The 14,509-nt window shown below is 42.3% G+C and carries 25 protein-coding genes; all 25 read right to left on the bottom strand.

The window, feature by feature from the left end; all coding sequences use genetic code 11:
• Nucleotides 1–1,383, bottom strand: coding sequence for a phage portal protein family protein (locus tag DWX28_RS11395; protein ID WP_021652437.1), 1,383 nt, complete (start codon nucleotides 1,381–1,383; stop codon nucleotides 1–3).
• Between the two features lie 20 nt (nucleotides 1,384–1,403).
• Nucleotides 1,404–2,870, bottom strand: coding sequence for a DEAD/DEAH box helicase family protein (locus tag DWX28_RS11390; protein ID WP_118252754.1), 1,467 nt, complete (start codon nucleotides 2,868–2,870; stop codon nucleotides 1,404–1,406).
• Nucleotides 2,863–3,663 (bottom strand): phage terminase small subunit, encoded by an 801-nt coding sequence (terS, locus tag DWX28_RS11385; protein WP_243002414.1) that lies wholly within the window; start codon nucleotides 3,661–3,663, stop codon nucleotides 2,863–2,865. Before terS ends, DWX28_RS11390 begins: the two co-directional genes overlap by 8 nt.
• A 99-nt stretch (nucleotides 3,664–3,762) precedes the next feature.
• The gene (locus tag DWX28_RS11380; protein WP_118252753.1) at nucleotides 3,763–4,323 is read right to left on the bottom strand and encodes a ParB N-terminal domain-containing protein; all 561 of its coding nucleotides are present in this window, start codon (nucleotides 4,321–4,323) and stop codon (nucleotides 3,763–3,765) included.
• Entirely contained in the window at nucleotides 4,313–5,458 is a 1,146-nt protein-coding gene (locus DWX28_RS11375; protein WP_021652433.1) for a phosphoadenosine phosphosulfate reductase domain-containing protein, read from the bottom strand. Before DWX28_RS11375 ends, DWX28_RS11380 begins: the two co-directional genes overlap by 11 nt.
• On the bottom strand, nucleotides 5,449–6,102 hold the full coding sequence (locus tag DWX28_RS11370) for a ParB/Srx family N-terminal domain-containing protein (protein ID WP_044962048.1): 654 nt from the start codon (nucleotides 6,100–6,102) through the stop codon (nucleotides 5,449–5,451). The genes DWX28_RS11375 and DWX28_RS11370 overlap by 10 nt, the downstream gene beginning before the upstream one ends.
• Nucleotides 6,103–6,147: 45 nt before the next feature.
• Complete coding sequence (locus DWX28_RS11365) at nucleotides 6,148–6,924, bottom strand: phosphoadenosine phosphosulfate reductase domain-containing protein (RefSeq protein ID WP_118252752.1); 777 nt, start codon at nucleotides 6,922–6,924, stop codon at nucleotides 6,148–6,150.
• On the bottom strand, nucleotides 6,914–8,293 hold the full coding sequence (locus DWX28_RS11360) for a sodium:solute symporter family transporter (RefSeq protein ID WP_118252751.1): 1,380 nt from the start codon (nucleotides 8,291–8,293) through the stop codon (nucleotides 6,914–6,916). Before DWX28_RS11360 ends, DWX28_RS11365 begins: the two co-directional genes overlap by 11 nt.
• Nucleotides 8,294–8,490: 197 nt before the next feature.
• Complete coding sequence (locus tag DWX28_RS11355) at nucleotides 8,491–9,063, bottom strand: helix-turn-helix domain-containing protein (protein ID WP_021652429.1); 573 nt, start codon at nucleotides 9,061–9,063, stop codon at nucleotides 8,491–8,493.
• Nucleotides 9,064–9,071: 8 nt separating this feature from the next.
• Nucleotides 9,072–9,302 carry a hypothetical protein gene (locus DWX28_RS11350; RefSeq protein ID WP_021652428.1) on the bottom strand — a complete coding sequence of 77 codons (231 nt, stop codon included), beginning with the start codon at nucleotides 9,300–9,302 and terminating at the stop codon, nucleotides 9,072–9,074.
• Nucleotides 9,283–9,510 (bottom strand): hypothetical protein, encoded by a 228-nt coding sequence (locus tag DWX28_RS11345; protein WP_118252750.1) that lies wholly within the window; start codon nucleotides 9,508–9,510, stop codon nucleotides 9,283–9,285. Before DWX28_RS11345 ends, DWX28_RS11350 begins: the two co-directional genes overlap by 20 nt.
• Nucleotides 9,485–9,697, bottom strand: a complete 213-nt coding sequence (locus tag DWX28_RS11340) for a DUF6011 domain-containing protein (protein ID WP_118252749.1) — start codon at nucleotides 9,695–9,697, stop codon at nucleotides 9,485–9,487. Before DWX28_RS11340 ends, DWX28_RS11345 begins: the two co-directional genes overlap by 26 nt.
• A gap of 15 nt (nucleotides 9,698–9,712) precedes the next feature.
• Nucleotides 9,713–9,934 (bottom strand): hypothetical protein, encoded by a 222-nt coding sequence (locus DWX28_RS11335; RefSeq protein WP_118252748.1) that lies wholly within the window; start codon nucleotides 9,932–9,934, stop codon nucleotides 9,713–9,715.
• Entirely contained in the window at nucleotides 9,931–10,251 is a 321-nt protein-coding gene (locus tag DWX28_RS11330) for a hypothetical protein (RefSeq protein WP_118252747.1), read from the bottom strand. Before DWX28_RS11330 ends, DWX28_RS11335 begins: the two co-directional genes overlap by 4 nt.
• Entirely contained in the window at nucleotides 10,252–10,479 is a 228-nt protein-coding gene (locus DWX28_RS11325) for a hypothetical protein (RefSeq protein WP_118252746.1), read from the bottom strand.
• 14 nt (nucleotides 10,480–10,493) lie between these two features.
• Complete coding sequence (locus DWX28_RS11320; RefSeq protein ID WP_147342105.1) at nucleotides 10,494–10,841, bottom strand: DUF7694 domain-containing protein; 348 nt, start codon at nucleotides 10,839–10,841, stop codon at nucleotides 10,494–10,496.
• On the bottom strand, nucleotides 10,834–11,358 hold the full coding sequence (locus DWX28_RS11315; protein WP_118252744.1) for a hypothetical protein: 525 nt from the start codon (nucleotides 11,356–11,358) through the stop codon (nucleotides 10,834–10,836). Before DWX28_RS11315 ends, DWX28_RS11320 begins: the two co-directional genes overlap by 8 nt.
• 14 nt (nucleotides 11,359–11,372) lie before the next feature.
• Nucleotides 11,373–11,918: a hypothetical protein gene (locus DWX28_RS11310; protein WP_118252743.1), complete on the bottom strand. Its 546-nt coding sequence runs from the start codon at nucleotides 11,916–11,918 to the stop codon at nucleotides 11,373–11,375.
• A 3-nt stretch (nucleotides 11,919–11,921) separates the two neighbouring features.
• Nucleotides 11,922–12,236 (bottom strand): hypothetical protein, encoded by a 315-nt coding sequence (locus tag DWX28_RS11305; protein WP_046438149.1) that lies wholly within the window; start codon nucleotides 12,234–12,236, stop codon nucleotides 11,922–11,924.
• A 238-nt stretch (nucleotides 12,237–12,474) separates the two neighbouring features.
• Complete coding sequence (locus tag DWX28_RS11295) at nucleotides 12,475–12,879, bottom strand: hypothetical protein (protein WP_118252741.1); 405 nt, start codon at nucleotides 12,877–12,879, stop codon at nucleotides 12,475–12,477.
• A complete protein-coding gene (locus DWX28_RS11290; protein ID WP_118252740.1) occupies nucleotides 12,863–13,276 on the bottom strand; it encodes a hypothetical protein in 414 nt (137 codons plus the stop codon). The genes DWX28_RS11295 and DWX28_RS11290 overlap by 17 nt, the downstream gene beginning before the upstream one ends.
• A 76-nt stretch (nucleotides 13,277–13,352) precedes the next feature.
• On the bottom strand, nucleotides 13,353–13,736 hold the full coding sequence (locus tag DWX28_RS11285; protein ID WP_118252739.1) for a hypothetical protein: 384 nt from the start codon (nucleotides 13,734–13,736) through the stop codon (nucleotides 13,353–13,355).
• Nucleotides 13,733–14,050, bottom strand: coding sequence for a hypothetical protein (locus DWX28_RS11280; RefSeq protein ID WP_118252738.1), 318 nt, complete (start codon nucleotides 14,048–14,050; stop codon nucleotides 13,733–13,735). Before DWX28_RS11280 ends, DWX28_RS11285 begins: the two co-directional genes overlap by 4 nt.
• Complete coding sequence (locus tag DWX28_RS11275) at nucleotides 14,031–14,258, bottom strand: hypothetical protein (protein WP_147342104.1); 228 nt, start codon at nucleotides 14,256–14,258, stop codon at nucleotides 14,031–14,033. The genes DWX28_RS11280 and DWX28_RS11275 overlap by 20 nt, the downstream gene beginning before the upstream one ends.
• A complete protein-coding gene (locus tag DWX28_RS11270; protein ID WP_118252736.1) occupies nucleotides 14,255–14,506 on the bottom strand; it encodes a hypothetical protein in 252 nt (83 codons plus the stop codon). Before DWX28_RS11270 ends, DWX28_RS11275 begins: the two co-directional genes overlap by 4 nt.
• Between the last annotated feature and the right edge of the window lie 3 nt (nucleotides 14,507–14,509).

The raw sequence follows: 14,509 nt of genomic DNA, 5'->3' as shown, positions 1-14,509 counted from the left end.
TCACCTGCCTAACCTTTTCTTGGCTTCCTCAGCATCTTGATTCTCTTCCGGATCCACCTCTGGTTCATCAGGTTCGTTTGCTGTCTTTTCTGGTGCTCTGCGCTGTGCTTCTCGCCGTTCATCTTTCTCTCTGGAATCTGGAACTTCCGTTCTTTCCGGCAGGTTTGCTGCCTCCCTGACATAATCTTCCAATTCTTCATCAGGTATCAAGATTCCCGTGCCAACCATATCCTTCAGGAATGTTGACAGTTTCGTGATATCCCGTTTGTCCACATCTCCATGGGCGAGTGTAGGATAGTCCTCAATCCCATCGAAATGGGAACCATTGATGTCTATCAACGAAGGAATGCCCTGGTTATTGAACGTCTCGCAAATAACATCTAAAAAAGCTCCGAGCGCAACAGAAAACAATTCTGTCTTGTCAGAGCTTAGTGCGAAGCTTCCCGTCTTTTCATGTCCCAACATAATAAAATCTGCAAGGACTGTCTGGGCAATCTTCGTATCGTATCTGTTTATGATTGCATTGGTGTCAAATTGTCTTGTGCCTCCGGTGCTCAGAAGTTCCGCTTCGTATCCATGCGGAAGAACAAGCCCTTCAGATTCATTTCTGCGAAGGTTCTTTACCATGGCAATAAGTGCTCCATTAATTTTAACCATGTCAGGATCGTGACTATCCCATATTTCCAAATCTTCAGGAGCATGAATAACTGGCAGACCTGCAAGATCTCGCTCAATTCCGATAGCTTCAATTTCCTGGATTCTCCGTTTAAAATACCAGGAGCGATATGCGTTTCTTAAAATACTCCGACCTTCCGGATTGTCTTTTACGCTCTCCGTTCGGAATAGCATTGCTTTACTCATCGGTATAGTAAACAGTCCATAATCCGGAGGCGGTTGCTGTGTCATTCCAATCAGATTGTCACTATCATCATATTCCCAGCGATACAAGGTATCCTGTGCTCTCGGAGGAAGTTTCTGCCAGCCTATCAATCCATCAGAGTATTTGCTTGATGATCTTCGGTTCTTTGTTTTACCCATTCGGCGCTTATATACAATCTCATGGAAACTCCAACCGTAAGGTAGGAATGACAGGATTTCCGAAATGGTATCTGTCCATGTGGCCTGCATGTCGCCCATACAGCTTTCAACAAACTCTGCAGCTTCTTTGTCTTTGGCACTGTCACCTCCCGGCTCTACATGCCACTCAACCTGCCGGATCATCATCTTAATTGCAAAAAGAATGGCTCCAACGGTATCGTCATTCTCTTTCATTTCTTTAAATACCTTTATCCCACGCATTCCAGACAGTTCCGGAAGAAATTCCTCATAAAACTGTCCTTCCCATCGTTTCTGTCCAATCCGTCCATACTCTTTCATCTTCATCACCCCTCTTTCCGGCTATATCAGCCCCAGTAATTGTCTTTGGTCAGCTCCTGTAATTCTTTGTCTCCAGGTGCTGTGCCTGTGTGTTTCTTGATCTTTCCGAGATACAATGCCAAAGCAAGAGCATCTGCTCGGTCGGGGGAATCCAGCCCCCTTTTCTTCATTTCTTTTTTTGATTCGATTTCAAGCTTTCCGTTACTCGTCATTGTATATTTTCTGGAGGAAAGCTGGCCGATCGTCTGGTCATCGTCTTCAATTACAATTTGCTTGTTATCCAGAAGATCTCGCATGCTAGCCCACATGGCGGTGGTCAGGTTATTGTACTTTTCAGCTGCATCTTTACCTGCTGCCGTATCGGTCTCAATCTTTTCTGCTGCATTTATCGGAATAATCTGCATCTTATACAGCTTCTGTTCTTTCCGAACTTCCTTCAGACGGTCAGTAACACCTCCACCAAGACCGGTGTCATCAATCTGTACATACACCTTGCCTTCATACTTTGAATACTCCCTGTATATCTTTTTGAATTCCTTTACGATGTCACCTACAGTGGCCATCAGGTTCTGTCCTCGCCTGTTTCGGACTATTTTGCAATGACCATGATAATTACGATATATGATCGTTTCATCATCTCCGAAACGGGCCACATCTACCCCCAGTGATACAAACTGCATCCCAACTGAATCATCAAGTTCTAGCAATTTACTGCTGCACTGCTCGATCAGGCTTAACGGAATAAATACATCATCTTCCTGATTCGGAAATTCTCCACGGACACGGACACGGACTACGTTTGAATCCCATCCATACTTCCTTATGAGCGAATCAATATTTTCTTTGTTTGTTCTACTGCTGTCTGCAGATGATACAGTGTGGCATTTATACAGTGCCCTGTCTCTGGTATGCGAATCATAGAATGTTCCAGATGTTCGTGTTGGGTTTCCACACAGAAGAAGTTTATTATTTGATCCGGATAAGGTACCAAGGATAGCCTCCATGATCGGATCCGCAACACCGGAAGCTTCATCAACGATAAAAAGCATATTATCTTCATGGAAGCCTTGCATATTCTCTGGCTTTGTAGCAGTCCTAGCAACACCAAACCAACGCTTTTCATTGCCAACCATATAAACATAGGTCTTTGTCCATTTCAGAAGCATAGAGAGCAACTCAGACTTGCTCATCCACTTAGAAATCTCAGACCAGAGGACATCGTGCAACTGCTGTTTGGTTGGTGCTGTCGCAACGATTCTTGGATATGGGAAACAGGTTATGAACCAAAGAAATACTGCTGCCTCAAGACCAGTCTTTCCTACACCCTGTCCAGATTTAATACTGACCTTCGGGTTTGCCGCCAAATCTCTTGCAGCTTCTGCCTGCCATTCATCAGGTTCAAAGTTGAGCACCTCCCGGAAGAACATAACCGGATCATTTCGCCACAGCGGTATGCTTTCATCAAGGAATTCAGAGAACTGAATATCATCCATCTTTGTTCTCTCCTTCCCTTGCTTTTACCACAGCTTCGGCCCATGCACGAACAACCTCATTGCCCTTGCTTTCTCCGGCTATCTTCTGCTTTTCAAGTCTCAGCTTCGCAAGTGCTTCAATAGCCTTTGTCTTCTTTGACTGTACAGTTGACAGCTCTTTTTCAAGTCTGGCAATCATATTGTCCTTGTTTTCCATTGCGGTTTGCATGTTATACATATCTCCCGGCAGACGTTCTTCAGCAGATATTTTCTTCTCTATGCGTTCTTCGTAGAGCTGCTTGTCCTCTTCTGTTTTGAATGTCCTTTTGCTTTCGCTTCGGTTGAATCCATACAGGGATACTTCACCTTTCATGTTCCGGTATTTATTGATTGCAATCATAATCCTTCTTTCCCTCACGGCAAAGAGCTGAATCTGTTCAATCAGGAGCATTTCTTCATCCATCGGGATATCTTCGATCATATCTTTTTCAGACTCATCAAGGACATCCCAATATACAGAGGAATATGCTCCGTGTTTCTCTGCAATCTTATCTCCCGGTTTCAGTGGACCGCCCTTATTTCCAACTGCATTTCTGTTTCCAGGCTGTCCACCTTTATGGCGAGCGTTCGTTTTTTTCTTTTGCGAACGTTCGTTTTTCTTTCCTTTTGTCTTTCCGTCCCAATTCTGTGTTGATTTCCACCGCCGAACTGTGCTGGCCGGGACGTCCAACTTCTTGGCAATGTCAACAAGTTTCATCCCGTTCTTATACATTTCCTCAGCTTCAATGCTGTTGGGACTTCTTGCCCTTGCCAATGGACACCCCTCCCCTCCATCATCTTATTTCGGCATATGCAAAAGGGAGAGGTTGCACTCCCTCTCCCTGCTTTCTGTTCTATATGTCGTAGAACAATATTAAATTTTTGTAATAAATTCAGCTTTTGAATAGCCCGTCACCCCTTTTGTCATCATCTTCAAGAAGTCTTCTTTTGAAAAATCTGACAATCGGAAGATCTCCTCCGGTCTCATTCCAAGCTGTTTTCCGATTTCTTCAACTGTTTTGCCTTCGTCCATGAGTTCTTTAACGATTTTCTTCATAGGTTCTAGCAAATGGGTACCTCTTGCCCTATTATGGGTAACGGTACCGTAAATATTTTTCGCTTTATCTTTATGAGCAACAATCACTACAAGCACTTTTCCCTCAAGACGTTCGTATAATGTCCTGCGATCATCTTCTTCCGAAGGAGGAACGTACTTCCAGTCAGGTCCTGCAACCGTCCATCTGTGGAATCCATCAATAATAGTACCGTCTGGTCTTACCACAATTGGCAGCGTCCATCCGTTTGTAAAGATAGACTGTGTGAGCAGTTCCAGATTTTGTCTCGAAACTTTGTTCGGGTTGTAATCATTTGGTTTGATCTTATTCCTATCTACCCAATGCATGGTCCTAGATGGTGCTGACAGCTTATTGTCCATGATGTTCTCCTTTCTTCGCATCGTTGATATAACGTCCATATACTCTCTGGTACAGTGCCCGGAATGCCCTCATTTTGGGATCTCCGGATATCAGTCCTTCGTATATGTGCTTGCAATCGGCCGATGTAGCTATTGCTGATACCGCCATAAAGAAATTACGGTATCGTTCTGCCACATGCCTTTTATGCGGAGTGTCGAAAAAAACGTCCATGTGATTAAAAAGATGTATCAGCTCCTGCCGATAATCTCTCTGCTCCTGTCCCTCTTCCGCCTCTTTCCTTTTTCTGGAACTTCTGCCGAACATCTCGCTGTCCCAATACAGGGCAGCCAGATAAGCGTTCGGTTCTCTTCTGATGATCCGTTCCATAAGATCTGGATAATACTCATTCATCTTCACAAGGCTTCTTGCTGTATCAACAGAAAAGAACTGGGATACTCGCATCTGCCTTTTACTGGATCCTGACTGCCAGAGGAACAAATATATCTCCGGGATATCTACATGATTTCTCAGAAGGAAGAGCCAGACATCATTGTCCGTCCAATCATAAATGGGAAATACCTGCTTCTTTGCAGTCATTTTGTTTCCTGCTTTTGTCATAGACGCAATATTCTGAAGCCTCTGTACAGATTCCGCTGTACGGATACCGACCATTGTAATTCCTGATACGGTTGTCCTTGGCAGGAAATCCTGATAAGCATCAATCCTTGGACGTAACAGTTTATGGTTCCTTATCGCAAAGGAAGGCGGCTGTCTTACCCATACGTCTTGTTTTGCGGAATCCCAGCAGATAAATGTTTCATCATTTGACAGTTCATTGAAGCAGTTAAAATGTTTTACTTCTACGCAATACCATTCAAACTTTGCTCCCATCATCATAAAGATGCGCCGCCACTTCTTTGTCATATCCTCCATGCAAGGAAAGATTGCTTCTTCATCTATAAACTGCACTGTAAGTTGTTTCATGTCAATCTCACCTCGATTGGCCAGATTGACCATCAGCTGCGCCACGCATAAGCTGTCCTTTCCCCCACTGAAAGAAAAGAACACTGGTAGCCCGTTTCCGAACACGTTTTTTATCCGGATCTCTGCAGCTTTCACAACATCGATATTGGCTTCACAACGTTTTACAGCCATATCTTTTCACCGCAGTTCGGGCAGATAACAAACTTCCGGGTTTCTGTTATTTCCGGTTCTGTTTCAGTGGTATTCTGCCTTTCCGACGATTGGTTGTCTGAAGTGTTCGGATTTTCCGAACTGTTCTCTGAATTATTGTCAGATATTTCCGCTGCTGCCGCTTTCTGCTCCCGTTTCTCATTGGCTTCCTTTATCTTCTGGATCTCTGATTCGTCCAATGTTCCATATTCAGAGATTTTCTCAGTTACTTCGTCTGCATCCGCGACCATCTGCTGTAATATTTCTTCATCGTATCCCGGAATGTCCAGATCGCCCTGCAATTCCTCAAGAAACTCATTCAATGTATCCAGATTATCAATTCCAAGAGCATAAGTCTTATTGTCGGCTATCATAAGCTTCTTTTTATCATTTTCAGAAAGTTCCGTTTTTACATATACGGATGCCTCCTGATAACCAAGGCTCACCATAGCCTCATATAAGCCGTTCCCGATCAGAATCACATTATTTTCATCCACAACAAGGGCTCTGGTCTGTCCAAACTTCTCAAGGGAGCGTTTCAGTTCCCTGATTTGCTGTTCAGAATGAATTCTGACATTTTTCTCTGGATGTTTAAGATCATCCAGTCTCTTTTTAATAACCTTCATTTTGTCCTCCATTTCTGAAGGGCAATGGCTTCCGGCTGCAACCGGCTATTTGATAGCTTTTAAAAATTCTCTGGCTCCATCGAAATGCTGTGCCGCATTTTCAACTATGGTCTTATCAATGTCGTAAACTTCTTTCCAACCCTGCTGTTCTGTCTCCATGTACTGTCTGGCAGGCCATGGATGTGTACCGCATAAATATCCCTTCTCCCAGTCATATATGGGTGGGAGCTTCACATCATAATAGTGAATGTATGCAAGGATATCTTCGTGCCTCCACTCTGCAAGAGGGCTGTATCTGGTGATTCCGGCTGAATTAGTGTAGATATTATCTTTTCCAACATAATTGCCGTCTGCCTTTCTGCGTCCGAGCAGGAGTATTTCCAGCTGATGTTCTTTATAATATCGTGCCTGTCCCCTGTGCTGTACGATATGGAACCACTGCGCTGCCTTATTGCTTTTATCCGGAAATAACATATCCGGATGCTTTTTCAGCCATTCCATATCCTGTCCGGTATTGATAATCTCAAGGCCAGAAGGTTTATTCTGCTCTATCCATGCAATAAATGCCGGATATTCCAGATTACACCTTACAAGGACGCTCTGATCAATGCCGGCTTTCTCGCATATCTCTCCAAGTACCAGGGAGTCTTTTCCCGCACTCCATGCATAGGCTGCCTTTTTCCCCTTGCATTTCTCTTTGATGTCTTTCACTGTCTTTTTCACAAGGGAATCCAGTTCTTTCTTTGACACCGTCTCTTCAATGTGATCAAGCGCATTCTTCCAGTCTTCATTATTTCGAACGGATTGTTTTCTACCGAGCATAGCGTCTCTCCTTTCCGGAAGCAGCCAAGGCGATAAGTCCGCTCAACAGGACTGTCAGCAAGCTTCCCAGTGTTTTATATGGTCCACTATTCAAAACGCTGCCGTAGGCGAATACAGGAAGCCCTACAGCCAGTGCAGCAACCACACCTGTGATAATCCCTTTTGCATTCAGTCTTACCCCTTTCAGTGTCATGACTGTTGGAAGTAATGTTGACGCCCTCAGTGTGCCATAGAACAAAAACAGATGTGTCACTGTAATTCCCGGGATATTTGCAATCAGAATGCCAGTGATCAGAAGCACTGCCATTGCAGCTCTGGTCTTCCTGATGTCTTTTCCTCCTGCAATATCTGTCGTAAGCGAAGATACTGCGCACAGGTTGCTATCCACTGTAGACAGCAAACCGGAAACAATCATAAAAAGGAACGGCAATACTGCCCAGGACGGGAAAAAGTGGCGGATCAATTCAAAATTGATGATTCCAAGGTTCTGTGCCTGATATCCTGCACCGACTCCCATAAATCCAAGAATTCCCATTGACAGTGGAACCACCGCAAAAAGAACTGCTCCAAGAAGAAACGCTCTTCCCAGCTTCTCTTTTTTTACTGCAAATGCCCTCTGCCAGAAGCTCTGATCTCCAAACGGCCCGGATAAAAGTCCTATCGTTGTCGGAAGCCCAAAGGCTAAGAAAATCTCTACTCCTTTTCCAGAAAAGAGCGTTGTACAGTCTCCTGATATACCACTCAGGCCCTGTATAATGCCCTGTGTTCCTGTATTTCTTACTCCGAATATTACAAATAGGCTACATGCAACAAGCATGAATACCATTTGAATAGCATCTGTAAGCATAGATGCTTTGATTCCAGAGAACAGAGAATAGGAAATTGCTATACAAGCGAGCAGAATAGTCATGGTTTTAAACGAAATTCCTGTTACTGCACTAAGAATCTGGCTTCCCGCAAGAAGCTGAACTCCTGTTGATAGAACAGACAGTCCGATCAGTTGAAACAGGTAAACCCTTTTCACTCCATCGGATTTGTATTTTTCTTTCATGTAACCAGACAGTGTCATTCCCTCTGGCATTTCCTTCCGGATTTTCTTTGCAAAGGGAATGAATATCACCAGACAAAGGGCATTCGGAACCAGAAACCAGAACAGGCCAACCCAGCCGGTAGAATATGCTTTCTCAGTTGATACAAATAATGCCGGAGCCCAGATCCACGTTGCCGCAATGCTGAGAGCCGACATCAGCCAGTTTTCAGAACGACTTCCAACACAGAAGCGTTCCACATTTTTTTCTTTCTTTGTCAGGATCACTGTTGCCAGGATCATGATAACTGCATATACAAATAATATTGTTACTCCATTCATGCGTAATCTCCTCTAAAATATTTTAAAGGAGCATTCCCATCTTTCTATCCTTTCCTCCCTCCCAAGATTGCACTAAAAAAGCCACTGGTTTTTTCCCAGTGGCTCATGGCTTTTGATTAAAATTTTACTCGCATATCATACACTATTTTCGTTATTAAGTCAATGTTAAGTTAACAGATTCCGTTATTCTGATTTTATTAAAAAAACTTCAGACCGTCAATTCCGAAAAACAACGAAGATAAGCGTTCTTTCGCAATTTTGATATCTTCATATACAGTGACCTTGCTGACCGAAAATTTTTTTGAAATTTCTGCAATTGTCATTGGCGTCTTTGATATGTAAAGAGCTTTAATAATCTTATAGCGTCTCTTATCTTTTTCCGATAATTTGCTACAATAGATACGGTATACATCAAGCATTTTGTCAATATGCTGCACCATGATAGCGGTTCTTTTGGCCGAAGTTTTGATGCTCTCCACTATGACCTTATCATCTTTCATGGTCATGATGTCTTCCAGCACCTCTGTAACCTCCCCTTCCTTGGACTTGTAGACGGCATTTTCGTAGCTCGCCTTTAAAGTTCTGTAATTTCTAAGGAGTAAATCAGTATTATGCAAACGGCGATCAATCTTCTCCTTCTCGCTTTTTCTCTGCCCTACCATCATTGCATCAGACGCAACCTGTGCGCCGGCAAGGGCAGCCTGCTGAATCATTGCATCAATTTCCTCTTTTGTCAGTGCTACGAATTGTACTTTTTTCTCTGTGTCCATGCCATACCTCACAAATATTTCTTTCCTGTTTCCGGATCCTCAAATCGAATTCTGTCGCAAAGTTTAAAATTAAATCCTTTTGCCAGACGTTTCACCATCTTTACGAACATATCTGCCTCGTTGTCTCTCCGCGTCCAGTCAGATCTGAAAACCTGTGTCTGCGGTTTTGATGCAGAACAAATCGCATCATGAGCGGTCTTATCCTTACACCCGCTGGCGTTATAAAGTGTTCTGTCCATGCTGTCCCTCCCTCGACCTTTTTAAAACTCCACTTTTATATCCTTCCCATTGCTGATCGGTCATTTCCGGTCCCAGTAAATCCCTCACAGTGTCAAGTGCCTGCTTTGTCCCACAGTCAGGACATATTTCTTTCCTATCCTTTCTCGACACTGCTGGTCTGGTAGCGTACTGCTGCCCGCATTCAGGGCATATCTTTCTTATCGCCATTGTCCCCACCTCCCATATCCAAAAAATCCTCAATGTTCATTTGCCCAGGTACTCTGTAGTTTTCCCAGTCAACGGGATTCCGGTAATAATGTGCAGTAAGGCTGTTCCAGCATTCCGGACCGTATCCCCTTTTAATGCTTTCCGGATCCGTCAGTTTCTTTCCGCACTTCTGGCATTTGCTGTACATATGGGCTTCCTTTCTTTACTCATCTGCATATGTTTCATACTCCAATCGAGATATTGGAATTACCTTTTCTTCAGGCACATTACACATATCCGCAATGCTCTTTTTCTGTTTGCTCGCATATTCTTCAAGATCGATACTTTTCGCATTGACGTCAACATTCAGTTTCATATAACCATCATCATAATTATATAATTCTGCGTCCAAAATCTTATAATATGTGCTGATACTGCACTTCATTGCTTTTCCTCCTGCTTTTCTTCTTCTCTTTTTCCACACATCAGTTCGATAAGCCACTTTTCCTGTTTAACCAGGTATTCGTACTTCCACTGAAGTAATGCCTGATCCAGCGTATGGTCTGACATATACAGCTGTGTTTTTGTAGCAGCTATTCTTAATCTGACTTCGTCAATCTGCTCCTGGATTCTTCCGCAAAGAACACCATATCTGGAAGTTTCATACTCTCTTCTTACTCTTTCAATTGATATCGCGCACCACAAAGTAAAAACCCCTACCATCATTGCAGCTCCAGCAATATAAAATAGCATCTCTGTCATTTATTCCTCCTTCTCGCTTGTGCGTTTTACATAATCCTCATAAATTTCCAAATCCATCTCCTGCCGTTCTTCGTTAAATTTAACGTTTAAGAATGTATTGCACCCTAAGCAATGTCCAATTCCGGTATTGACACCAAGTTCCATTGCAATGCTTTTGCATATCCAGTTTGTTTTTCCGCACACTGGACAAATTCCTTTATACCTTGGTTTTTTATCTCTGTAATCCATATGCTACGCCTTTCTTATTTCGTTACCAATTCATCAATTTCATGCCCTATTGGCTTCCAGAGATGCAGGCAATTTTCGACACCATTTACATATTGGCTTTTCTTCGGGTGGATCTGGTACGCCTCTTCTTCATCATCAAAGAAAATGTCCTTCAATGTGCACATATCGTTCCACGTTGGAACATTGTATCTCTTTTGTGGAGAAACCGATACATGCTCATAGCCGTCCGCGCAGTCCCAAATGACACTGCATGTCACGCAATCTGGTAATTTAATCGCTGCTACATGTACAGGAAACATCACCTTGTGGTTCCAAATGCGATGATTTTCCAATATTTGTTCTAAACTTCTCGTATCACTCACCTCCTGCAATCTTATCAAGGCAATCATTCCATCCGTCTTCGTAACCAATTTCATACCCCGTCGCAGTTTTCGGAGCTGTGTGTCTTTTCGGTAATGGGATCAGCGGACACCAATCTGGTCTGTTGCGAGTATCTTTATTCATTGTTTTGGCTATCCCGCATGCATATCCATAAACTGTCAGTCCTTTCTGGAAACAACATTCACCGCAAGATTTCGGTGCATTAATCAACGCTATTGCTTTTTTATCCAAGTACATATTGGTAACCTCACTCCCTATTCTCCACCCTCTGTTTCGTAGTGTTATCGAGCATGTTTTTTTCAATGCCTCATATGTTCTTTCATTCATGTATTTTTTCTGGCCCATTACAATCATTTGTCCGTTTTTAAACAGCTGATTTTCATATGTTTTAAAACCGTATCTTTTTGCCCATTTTTTGTTTATTCTCTTTTTCTTATGGGTACGCGCCTGTACCTTTTTGTCCCTTAAAACAATAATTTCATGTACATTTACATCCATTATAATTTCTCCTATCAACGCCCGCTCCGCAGCATGCAGAACAGTAATTCTGTCATAGACTTCGTTCTTATCCCCTGCCTGCAAGGCAATACAATTTCCAACTTCCAGTTTATATCCTCGCTTAATGGTGTAGGATCATTGAATTCTTCCGTTGCTTCTCCCCAAAACGGAATAGCAACCATAATGCCGTAATAAGTTGATGAATCCGGATGCTTTTCACTCATGTAATTAGCAAATTTGCCACTCCGGAAATCTGGCAGAATGTCTTTGTAGCACGCCATCGTAGTTACAATGTAATTCTTTTCCCCGAAGAAATTCAAACCATTACCGCTATAAACATCCTCTTTGCAGCTCTTGATTTCATAGCAGGTGAATATGCCTTTTTCTATTCCTGACACAGAGCATTGATTCGCCGGAGAAAATTCCATGTAGTCCACCCGCCTTGCCTTCGGTGTCCATGGATCAATACTAACCTCGCTGGCCCAGTGCGAGCCAGCCCCTCCGAGGCGAGTATCTGTAAGTAATTTTCCGAGGAATTTGGTTGTTTCAGTTCTTGTCATTTTCTACCTCATATTGGGTTTTTTTACCTTAATTGTTTCTTGCAATTCAGGTTTTGTGGTGTTGTTTTCTGCCCACATGCGAAGTTCTTTTGCTCCTGGATTATCCTTTTCGATACCATCTGCCAGGTTGCGCAGGACCATAGAAATAATTCCGGCGTCTGCAGTTGCATATGGTGTAAGAGCTTTAATGATATTTTTACTGTAATAGTTCAAGCCTTCACTAAGCATTTCTGCCCCTTCTTTGTTTTTTCCTTCTTGGACCATTTTTCTGGCTCTAAGGACATAACTCTGCATACGTTTCTCCTTAATCTTTATCATTTCTTTACCACCTTTATCTTTTTTCTCAAACGTTCAGCATGTTCATTTGTCACAATATAGTTTTCGCACTGCTTGCATCTCATATCTTTATTTTTTGAGTCCCCATCATAGTATCGACATTCCTCGCAAACATAGCAAAATATCTTTGCTTCTCCTGCCATTTTGTCTGAACTGTACAGATTATTCGCACAATGATCACAAAGACAGCCAGCGCAAGGAAAAGCATAATCATCCCGACTCATAAGTTTCTTGAGAGCATTTTTATATCCTCAAAATAGAAAATCCATTTATCTGGTTCTGATGCCTGTTTTGGAAAATCCTTCCAGTGTTCGTATGCTTTTGACAACAGGCAATCAATAGCATGATTTTCTATATCGCTCTCTGTCTTTAACCATGCACAGTGTTCTCTGCAGTAATCTTTAACCATCTTCAGCAATTTCACTTTTCCAGTAATTTCAATAAACTCTTTTATCAATTGATAATAGTTAATATCTTCGATATTCCCAAATTGCGTTTTCTTGAAACTTATTCCTCGATACTGTTTACGGCCTGTCCAATCTTTTCCGATAAATTCAGTTCTGAAATTATTACTTGTGGGCTTAAAATCCTCAACCTTGCATACAACGCTACATGTTTGATACATTTTTATCTCCCTTGTATGGCTGCGGCTTTTCTTTCCACGCTATGACTCTTGCATTCAGAATCCGCATTTCCAATTTCCATCTTCCGTCTACCGTGTGAGCAACTTCGGTATGGCGTTTCCCATTATCGTACTCAACAGTAACAAGCACATCTCGAGAAGTTTTCTCGAACATTCCTGTTTTCCATTTATTCGTTCCTTTGAACTTTGCAAACATTGAATCTCGTTCAACCGGCATCTCGTCATTAACCCGTATCCAGTCAGATTCGTCTAAGTTGTCCAAATCAGTGATAAGCAGATCCACTGCTGTAAGCAAGTTCGTATGAGAATACCATGCTCTATCCTTATTACTCAAAAGTTCCTGTTTGAATTGGTACAATCTATTTCTGATAATGCTCATTCTCTCGCCTCCGTTTCTTTTAGTTCCTCCTGCAACTTATTGTCAATAGTGGCGAATCATAGGAATCGATTCCATATCAATTATCCTCATCTTCTACCTCCAGTTTTCTCAAATCGTCAACCAACCAGCTTTCGTCTTCTGCTTCAATGAAATCAAACTTTGCAATTGTTATGCCTTCTAAATACAAATATTTGAAGTTACTTCCGTACATAGAGTCAACTTTTCTAGCAAGATATAGTTGCCCTTTTCCATTTCTCAGCATGTAACTCCACGAAGGATCCAGTGCCTCAATAAAACTCTTTTCGGTTTTCGTGAGTTTAGGCTTTTCATACCACTCCAAATCATCTTGCAATTGTTCAATCATACTTAAAACATCGTTCGCAAGAATCATCTGGTCATCATCTGCGAATTTCTTCACTTGTATATGATAATTTAATAATCTGTCTTTTAACCGGCTCATACTTCTTCCTCCGATTCGCTCAGTTCCGCCTGCAACAGATCATCAATTACCGGAAGAATCAGTTTAGGTGCCATCATCATATGAATCTGTGTCGGAGCATTAACAATTTTGAAACACATATCAATATATACCTGCTTTGCTGTCATTCCATCTTTGTACGTATTTACTTTTTCTTTGTTTTGCTGGTAAATAGGGAGTATTCGGCATTTCTCAGCTACTTCATGAATTAACTTCTTTGATTCCTCCGAGAATTCAACAGTACCATCGTCTTTCGTCCGAACCAATTCTAATATCTTAATAATTTTTTCTTCCATAACGCCATTTCCTCCTTGCTTCTACTCTTTTCATGCGATGAACTTCATTTTCCAAGGTATTCACCTGTTTCTGCAGGTCATCCACATCGACCAACAGGTAAAAATCCGGCTGGACCAGTCTGGTCGGGCCTACATTCATATTCATCTCTTTGTGCAATTCCTTGCACTTGTTTTCTCTCCCATGCACTGCTTTATATACTTTCATCATCCACACCTCTCAAGAATTTCTCTGCAAACCCGGTCATATTCCAAAAGCAATGTGAGATCTTTCGTTCGGCTCAGTGGCCGGTCTACAACTTCAACGTAAAATTCTTTCCGGATCATCTGACCGTAGCTCGCAGAGTTATAAACGTCCTGCTTTTTGCAGCTGATCAATTCAGTTACTTCGGATCCAGTGATGGAATACTCCATCACTGTCCCATTCTTTTTGCATAAGTTATATAACGCCTTTGCCATATT

The sequence above is a fragment of the Blautia sp. AF19-10LB genome (assembly GCF_003461245.1).
GTDB lineage: Bacteria > Bacillota > Clostridia > Lachnospirales > Lachnospiraceae > Blautia_A > Blautia_A intestinihominis.
Note: the sequence above shows the minus strand (reverse complement) of the source record. Positions and strands in the feature narration are given on the sequence as shown.

Coding starts and splice junctions, on each gene's coding strand:
- DWX28_RS11330 (WP_118252747.1), bottom strand. CDS start 10,251: ATGACAGAGATGCTATTTTATATTGCTGGAGCTGCAATGATGGTAGGG.
- DWX28_RS11270 (WP_118252736.1), bottom strand. CDS start 14,506: ATGGCAAAGGCGTTATATAACTTATGCAAAAAGAATGGGACAGTGATG.
- DWX28_RS11295 (WP_118252741.1), bottom strand. CDS start 12,879: ATGTATCAAACATGTAGCGTTGTATGCAAGGTTGAGGATTTTAAGCCC.
- DWX28_RS11280 (WP_118252738.1), bottom strand. CDS start 14,050: ATGGAAGAAAAAATTATTAAGATATTAGAATTGGTTCGGACGAAAGAC.
- DWX28_RS11370 (WP_044962048.1), bottom strand. CDS start 6,102: ATGAAGGTTATTAAAAAGAGACTGGATGATCTTAAACATCCAGAGAAA.
- DWX28_RS11380 (WP_118252753.1), bottom strand. CDS start 4,323: ATGGACAATAAGCTGTCAGCACCATCTAGGACCATGCATTGGGTAGAT.
- DWX28_RS11310 (WP_118252743.1), bottom strand. CDS start 11,918: ATGACAAGAACTGAAACAACCAAATTCCTCGGAAAATTACTTACAGAT.
- DWX28_RS11350 (WP_021652428.1), bottom strand. CDS start 9,302: ATGGACAGAACACTTTATAACGCCAGCGGGTGTAAGGATAAGACCGCT.
- DWX28_RS11315 (WP_118252744.1), bottom strand. CDS start 11,358: ATGGATGTAAATGTACATGAAATTATTGTTTTAAGGGACAAAAAGGTA.
- DWX28_RS11375 (WP_021652433.1), bottom strand. CDS start 5,458: ATGGCTGTAAAACGTTGTGAAGCCAATATCGATGTTGTGAAAGCTGCA.
- DWX28_RS11285 (WP_118252739.1), bottom strand. CDS start 13,736: ATGAGCCGGTTAAAAGACAGATTATTAAATTATCATATACAAGTGAAG.
- DWX28_RS11305 (WP_046438149.1), bottom strand. CDS start 12,236: ATGATAAAGATTAAGGAGAAACGTATGCAGAGTTATGTCCTTAGAGCC.
- DWX28_RS11360 (WP_118252751.1), bottom strand. CDS start 8,293: ATGAATGGAGTAACAATATTATTTGTATATGCAGTTATCATGATCCTG.
- DWX28_RS11275 (WP_147342104.1), bottom strand. CDS start 14,258: ATGATGAAAGTATATAAAGCAGTGCATGGGAGAGAAAACAAGTGCAAG.
- DWX28_RS11390 (WP_118252754.1), bottom strand. CDS start 2,870: ATGGATGATATTCAGTTCTCTGAATTCCTTGATGAAAGCATACCGCTG.
- DWX28_RS11325 (WP_118252746.1), bottom strand. CDS start 10,479: ATGGATTACAGAGATAAAAAACCAAGGTATAAAGGAATTTGTCCAGTG.
- DWX28_RS11345 (WP_118252750.1), bottom strand. CDS start 9,510: ATGGCGATAAGAAAGATATGCCCTGAATGCGGGCAGCAGTACGCTACC.
- DWX28_RS11335 (WP_118252748.1), bottom strand. CDS start 9,934: ATGAAGTGCAGTATCAGCACATATTATAAGATTTTGGACGCAGAATTA.
- DWX28_RS11290 (WP_118252740.1), bottom strand. CDS start 13,276: ATGAGCATTATCAGAAATAGATTGTACCAATTCAAACAGGAACTTTTG.
- DWX28_RS11340 (WP_118252749.1), bottom strand. CDS start 9,697: ATGTACAGCAAATGCCAGAAGTGCGGAAAGAAACTGACGGATCCGGAA.
- DWX28_RS11365 (WP_118252752.1), bottom strand. CDS start 6,924: ATGCTCGGTAGAAAACAATCCGTTCGAAATAATGAAGACTGGAAGAAT.
- DWX28_RS11395 (WP_021652437.1), bottom strand. CDS start 1,383: ATGAAGATGAAAGAGTATGGACGGATTGGACAGAAACGATGGGAAGGA.
- DWX28_RS11355 (WP_021652429.1), bottom strand. CDS start 9,063: ATGGACACAGAGAAAAAAGTACAATTCGTAGCACTGACAAAAGAGGAA.